Raw genomic sequence first — 5,166 nt, 5'->3', positions numbered from 1 at the left:
AGATGTGTATAAGAGACAGGCTCTCCGCGCCGATCGTCATCGCGCACCGCGGCGCGAGCGGGCTTCGGCCCGAGCATACCATCGCCTCGTACACGCTCGCGATCGAGCAAGGCGCCGATTTCATCGAGCCTGACCTCGTGCTGACCAAGGACGACGTCTTTGTCGCGCGGCACGAGAACGACATCACCGGCACCACCGATGTCGCCAAGCACCCCGAATTCGCCGCGCGCCGCACGACCAAGGTGATCGACGGCGAAAGCCATACCGGCTGGTTCACCGAGGATTTCACGCTCGCCGAGCTGAAGACGCTGCGCGCGGTCGAGCGTTTGCCCAAGCTGCGCCCCGACAACATGCGCTATGACGGGAAGTTCGAAGTCCCGACGCTTGCCGAGGTGATCGCGCTCGCCAAGCAGCATTCGGTCGGCGGGCGCGTCGTCGGGATCTATCCCGAGACCAAGCATCCGAGCTATTTCGCGCGCATCGGCCATCCGATGGAAGCGCGGCTCGTCGCGGAGCTGAAGGCGGCAGGCTGGGACAAGCCGAGCGACCCGGTGTTCATCCAGTCGTTCGAGGTCGACAATCTCAAGCGCATCCACGCAATGACGGGGCTGCGGCTGATCCAGCTGATGGACGCGAGCGGCGGCCCTGCCGACCATGCCGTGCCGAGCTATGCCGCGATGGCGACGCCCGAGGGGCTCAAGGCGGTCGCGAAATACGCGTATGGCATTGGCCCCGGCCTCGCGATGATCGAAAATGGCGATGCGCCGCCGACGACCCTGGTCGCCGATGCGCATGCCGCCGGCCTGCGGCTCCACCCCTGGACCTTCCGCGCCGAGAACATCTTCCTGCCGCCGAGCCTGCAGACCGGCACCGATCCGGCGGTGCACGGGCGGATCGAAGATGCGATGCGGCGCTATCTCGCGCTTGGAATCGACGGCTTCTTTACCGATTTTCCAGGGATTGGCGTAAAGGTGCGCAACGCCCTAAAGGAAAAATGATGCAGTACCGCCCCTTGATCGCCGCCGCCTTGCTCCCGCTGATGATGGGAGGCTGCGTCCGCACCGCTGCCAGCATCGTCACCTTCCCCGTCAAGGCCGCGGGCAAGGCGGTCGACTGGACGACGACGAGCCAGTCCGAAGCCGATCGCAACTACGGCCGCAAGATGCGCAAGCAGGAAGCGCGCGAAGGCGCCGAACGCCGCCGCTGGGCGCAGGAATGCCGTCGCGAGCAGCGCCCCGACTGCAATCGCTATGACGGGTATCAGGCCGGGCGCTGAAGGCCCCTTCGTCACCCCGGCCCTGTGCCGGGGTCCACCGGCCCGCACATCCGGCCCTCGTAGCACGCGCGGCACGGTGGGCCCCGGCACAAGGCCGGGGTGACGTTGCGGTCCGTTCGCTCAGATCTGCCGCTCGACCGCAGCGCCGCACAGCACCTGCGCCACCGCGAGCAACACCGCCGGGCGCACCTGCACGCCGACATGGCTGCTGCGCACCTCGACCGATCGCCCCGCGGCGTCGTGGCAGATCATGCCGTTGACCAGCCCATCGCTGCGGCTCCAGATCGCCGTTGCCGGCACCGGCGGGGTCTGCGCGACCAATGCGCTGTGCGCGACGATCTGGGGCGCGTCGATCCGGTCGCCAGTGAAGAATTCGAACGCGCGCCACACATTGGTCGCGCGCGGGCTGCCGGCATAAGGCGAGCTGATCGTCACCACTTCGCGCAAAAGCTCGGGCCAGCGATGCGCCGCGAAACGCGCCATGATCCCGCCGAGACTGACGCCGACCAACGTCACCGGCTCGCCGCTCGCCGCGGCCAGCGCGACGATCCGGTCGTGCAGCCGCGCGCCATCGACGCCGATCGTCCGCGCGCCGAGATTGCGCCCGAGCCCCCACCCCTCGGCGCGGTAACCGAGCGAGACGAGATAGCGCTGCAGGAACACCCCCGACAGATCGCTGTTGAACAAGCCTGGCAGCAGCAGCACCGGCCGCCCATCGCCGCGCGGCCCCTTGGCCAGCAGCGACCGCGACCCGAGCAGCGATGCCAGTCCCCACGCCCCGCGCGGCACTTCGAGCGCGAGCAATGCTTTCGACGGCGGTTTCACGTCGCGTCTCGTAGCGGATGTCGCGGCGGGGCAAACCAGCCGAGTACCGTCACCGGAAACGGCGTCCACACCCCGATCCGCACCCCGGCCGCCCGCAAGGCGTCGCCGGTCCAGGCGTTGCACGTCTCGATCGCGCTATAGCGACCGCGCGCCTGATAGAAGGCGTCGTTGCTGGCATAGCCGGTACGGTGCCATGCCTGCCGCCCGGCAAAGCTTGCCCGAATAAACGCCGCGAGCCGGCGATATTCGTCGGGCCGCAGCACGAGCACGCGCGCATCGTCGGCCGCGGCGGGCGGCGCGATATGCTCGACATGGAGCACGGTGCGGTCGCTGCCGAACGCGGCGCGCAGCACGGTCAGCGGCTTCACGTCGCTCCAGCGCGGCGTCTCGAGGTAGAAGGTCCGCTCGCCCCAGCCGATCGCGACATGATCGAAGCCGGCATAGCGCGGATCGGCGAGATCATCGCCAGGCAAAAGGTCGCGCCAATCGACCCCGGCCGCGACCTTGGGCAGCACCAGATCGGTATGCACGCCATTGCTCTCGACCAGGATTCGCACGCCGTCGCGCGGCTGGCTCCAGCCGGCGTTGCTCGGCACGGCGCCACCCGCCATCCCCGCCGCGCCATAAGCGACGAGCAATACGGCGATTATGCCAGCCACGCTGAATACCCGCCCAAGAATTCGTTTCATGCGTAAGCATTCCAGACCCGCAGTGGCTGTGATACCCTGCAGCAATGACCGATGATACGCACGTTCTCGACCGCCCCCCGCCCGGCGCCTCCGCCGATTGGACGATCCCGCAGGATTGGGCGCATTTCAGCCAAGAAGAACACCACGTCTGGGACACCTTGTTCGCCCGCCAGGCAAAACTGCTGCCCGGTCGCGCGTCGGACGCCTATTTGCGCGGGCTAGATGTACTCAAGCTGTCTAAACCGGGGATTCCCGATTTCGAGGAATTGTCCGACCGGCTGATGAAGCTCACCGGCTGGCAGGTCGTCGCGGTGCCGGGGCTCGTGCCCGACGCCGTGTTCTTCGACCATATGGCGAACCGCCGCTTCGTCGCGGGCAATTTCATCCGCCGCGCCGACCAGCTCGATTATCTCCAGGAACCCGACGTGTTCCACGACGTGTTCGGCCATGTCCCGATGCTCGCCGACCCCGTCTTCGCCGATTACCTCGCGGCATACGGCCGCGGCGGGCAGCGGGCACAAGGGCTCGATGCGCTGAAATATCTCGGCCGGCTGTATTGGTACACGGTCGAGTTCGGCCTCGTCGCCGAGCCCGAAGGCTTGCGGCTCTACGGCGCGGGGATCGTGTCGAGCTTTGCAGAGAGCCGCTTCGCACTCGATGACCCGAGCCCCAATCGTATCGCCTTCGATCTCGAACGCGTGATGCGCACCGAGTACCGGATCGACGATTTCCAGCAGAACTATTTCGTCATCCCGAGCTTCGAGGATCTGCTGCGCGTAACCGTCGAGACCGACTTCGCCCCGCTCTATACCAAGCTTGCCGAGATGCCCGACGTGCCGGTCGCGCAAATCCTGCCCGACGACACGCTGCTGACGCGCGGGTCGCAGGCCTATGCGCTGGCGAAGGCGTCGTGAGCCGCGCCGAACGCGAGCGCTGGGCGATGGCCGAGGAACAGTGGCCGACGCTGCAGGCGTTCATGACCGAGCGGCTCCATGTCTTCGGCCATTTGAAGGCGCTGCATGCCGAAATCGCCGAGGCGTTGCCGCAGCTGAGCTTCGACGAACGCGCGACGATGGCGAGCGAATGCCGCGATTTTCTCCAGACGTTCAAGACACGCTACGACGACCGCGAGTTCCTGCGCGACGGCTTCGGCGTGCGCGGCGAGCTGCCGATCGACGATCGCGGGCGCAGCCAGGCCGGGCTGACGCGCGCCAAGGTGATCTACGATTCGCTGCTCGCCTCGCTCCGGCGCGAGAAGGCCGAGTGGCAGCCGGCCTGACGCGTCGCTAGAGATCGAGCGCCCAGCCGTCGCGTCCCTTCGGGTCGATCGGCTTGGTCGGGACATAGCGCACCGCGCCCGCGACGAGCCGCAGGATCGTCCAGTCGCCACGCCGGTCGGTCTCGGCCAGCGTGCAGCCGCAGCCGGCAAACGCCGCGACGACATCGACGCGCTGCGTGTCGAGCAAGCCCGCCAGGACGATCGTCGCGCCGGGCGCGGCGATTGCGGCGAGCTCGGGCGCCATCGACACCAAGGGGCCCGCCAGGATATTGGCGATCACCAGATCGTACGGCGCGCGCGCGGTGATCGTGTCGTCGAGCGCACCGTCGGCGACGATCAGCGCGATGCCGTCGAGCGCGTTGAGCTCGGCATTCTCGCGCGTGACGATGATCGCGCGCGGGTCGATATCGGTCGCGACGATCTCGGCCGTCGGCCACAGATGCTGTGCAGCGAAGGCGAGCAGCCCGGTGCCGGTGCCGATATCGATGATCCGCGCGAACGACTGGTCGGCGAGGCGGTCGAGCATCGCGAGACACCCCGACGTGGTCGCATGGTGCCCGGTGCCGAACGCCTGCCCCGCCTCGATCAGGAAGGCGCGACCGCCTGCGGGGGCGGCGACGGGATGCGCGCTGGTATGGACGACGAAGCGCCCCTCGGCGATCGGCTCGAGCCCGTCCTGGCTCAGCGTCACCCAATCCTCGTCGGGCAGTTCCTCGACCTGCGGCGCGGTCTCCCCCGCACTCGGCGCGAGCAGGCGGATCGCGGCGATTGCCGCGGGCGTCGGCGCCACCTCGAGATAGGCGTCGAGCCGCCAATGCTCGCGATCGTCCTCCTCGAGTTCGGTCGTCATCAGCACCATGCCCTTGGCGATGTCATCGGCGGCATCGATCGCCTCGGCCTCGGCGCGGGTGCAGGGGAGCGTCACTTTCCAGCTGGTCATCGCTGCGTCCTGCCCGCGCCGCCCGCCCCGCGCAAGCGGGCATCCCTTCTTCTCTCCGCGGGGGCCGCGGGGGGCCGGGGGCAGCAATGTTTTTTTGGGGGGGGGGGGGGGGGGCGGGGGGGGGGGGGGGGGGGGGGGGGGGGGGGGTTGGGGGGGG

Annotated in this window: 7 protein-coding genes; 4 read left to right on the top strand and 3 right to left on the bottom strand. The window is 68.3% G+C overall.

Annotation, left to right across the window (positions count from 1 at the left end; translation table 11 throughout):
• The first annotated feature begins 2 nt into the window (after positions 1-2).
• Both QN347_RS18720 and QN347_RS18715 read left to right on the top strand, forming a co-directional pair.
• Entirely contained in the window at positions 3-998 is a 996-nt protein-coding gene (locus QN347_RS18720) for a glycerophosphodiester phosphodiesterase (RefSeq protein WP_323494307.1), read from the top strand.
• Positions 998-1,276, top strand: a complete 279-nt coding sequence (locus QN347_RS18715; RefSeq protein WP_133186446.1) for a hypothetical protein — start codon at positions 998-1,000, stop codon at positions 1,274-1,276. Before QN347_RS18720 ends, QN347_RS18715 begins: the two co-directional genes overlap by 1 nt.
• A 120-nt stretch (positions 1,277-1,396) precedes the next feature.
• Here the strand turns inward: QN347_RS18715 and QN347_RS18710 are convergent, their stop codons facing one another.
• Both QN347_RS18710 and QN347_RS18705 read right to left on the bottom strand, forming a co-directional pair.
• Positions 1,397-2,101, bottom strand: coding sequence for an alpha/beta hydrolase (locus tag QN347_RS18710; RefSeq protein ID WP_322162552.1), 705 nt, complete (start codon positions 2,099-2,101; stop codon positions 1,397-1,399).
• On the bottom strand, positions 2,098-2,760 hold the full coding sequence (locus QN347_RS18705) for a TIGR02117 family protein (RefSeq protein ID WP_322162551.1): 663 nt from the start codon (positions 2,758-2,760) through the stop codon (positions 2,098-2,100). The genes QN347_RS18710 and QN347_RS18705 overlap by 4 nt, the downstream gene beginning before the upstream one ends.
• A 74-nt stretch (positions 2,761-2,834) precedes the next feature.
• On the opposite strand from QN347_RS18705, the gene phhA reads away from it, so the two are divergent.
• Together phhA and QN347_RS18695 are read left to right on the top strand one after the other, a co-directional pair.
• Positions 2,835-3,704: a phenylalanine 4-monooxygenase gene (gene phhA, locus QN347_RS18700; protein WP_133186440.1), complete on the top strand. Its 870-nt coding sequence runs from the start codon at positions 2,835-2,837 to the stop codon at positions 3,702-3,704.
• Positions 3,701-4,069, top strand: a complete 369-nt coding sequence (locus QN347_RS18695; protein WP_133186438.1) for a hypothetical protein — start codon at positions 3,701-3,703, stop codon at positions 4,067-4,069. Before phhA ends, QN347_RS18695 begins: the two co-directional genes overlap by 4 nt.
• A gap of 7 nt (positions 4,070-4,076) precedes the next feature.
• Here the strand turns inward: QN347_RS18695 and QN347_RS18690 are convergent, their stop codons facing one another.
• Entirely contained in the window at positions 4,077-5,009 is a 933-nt protein-coding gene (locus QN347_RS18690) for a 50S ribosomal protein L11 methyltransferase (protein WP_322162550.1), read from the bottom strand.
• Positions 5,010-5,166: the final 157 nt, after the last annotated feature.

This window comes from Sphingomonas sp. 10B4 (assembly GCF_035019905.1).
Classification (GTDB): Bacteria; Pseudomonadota; Alphaproteobacteria; order Sphingomonadales; family Sphingomonadaceae; genus Sphingomonas; species Sphingomonas glacialis.
This window is presented reverse-complemented; position numbering and strand designations above follow the sequence as displayed.